This window comes from Lactobacillus nasalidis (genome assembly GCF_016587775.1).
Classification (GTDB): Bacteria; Bacillota; Bacilli; order Lactobacillales; family Lactobacillaceae; genus Lactobacillus; species Lactobacillus nasalidis.
The window spans coordinates 1-792 of the sequence record NZ_BOCG01000349.1; the positions used below are offsets into that span (position 1 = coordinate 1).

Below are 792 nucleotides of genomic sequence, written 5' to 3' on the forward strand. Positions count from 1 at the left end.
GACAAACAAAAAAGCTTCTTTCGCCAAAGCTAGGCAAAAGAAGCAGCCGGCCAGGGCCGGCGTCTCCTAATACCTATAGTCCGGAGTTTACGGCTCCGGGTAGAGACTGCCGCCCGTATCGCGGCGATATATAAGTAAAGAAACATTTGTTAAGTTATTGCTAAATCTTACAGCAAAAACCGAATTAATTCAATTGAATTTGCTAAAAAATTGCTGATTTGGCTCAAAAAGGCCCTAAAGATTAAAAACAACAGTGAAAGATTCGTTTTTTGTTGACCTGGCGGCAAAAAACGTGTAAAGTTGATTAATTAAAAAGTATCAGCGATTATTTTGAAAGGATGAAATCATGTCTTTGTGGGAAACCAAATTTGCTAAAGAAGGTATTACTTTTGACGATGTGCTCTTGATCCCAGCTGAAAGTCACGTTCTGCCAAACGAAGTCGACTTGTCAACCCAGCTGGCACCAAATTTGAAGTTAAACATTCCTTTGATCTCCGCGGGGATGGATACGGTAACTGAAGGCAAGATGGCTGCAGCCATGGCAAAGATGGGTGGCCTTGGGGTAATCCACAAGAACCTTTCAATCCAGGCCCAAGCTGATGAAGTCCGCTTGGCCAAGAACACGCCGGTGACCGCCGAAGACACGCACGCGGCTGTTGACAAGGACGGCAAGCTGCTGGTAGCTGCTGCTGTCGGGGTAACCAGCGACACCTTTGAAAGAGCCGAAGCCTTGTTTGAAGCCGGTGCTGACGCGATCGTCATCGACACGGCTCACGGCCACTCAGCCGGCGT

Annotated in this window: 1 protein-coding gene and 1 riboswitch; the gene reads left to right on the forward strand. The window is 47.2% G+C overall.

The window, feature by feature from the left end; all coding sequences use genetic code 11:
* Positions 1–56 precede the first annotated feature (56 nt).
* Positions 57–154, reverse strand: a riboswitch (purine riboswitch).
* 192 nt (positions 155–346) lie between these two features.
* Positions 347–792: IMP dehydrogenase (locus lacNas_RS06705; RefSeq protein WP_201346714.1), on the forward strand; the 446-nt coding region annotated here is incomplete at its 3' end.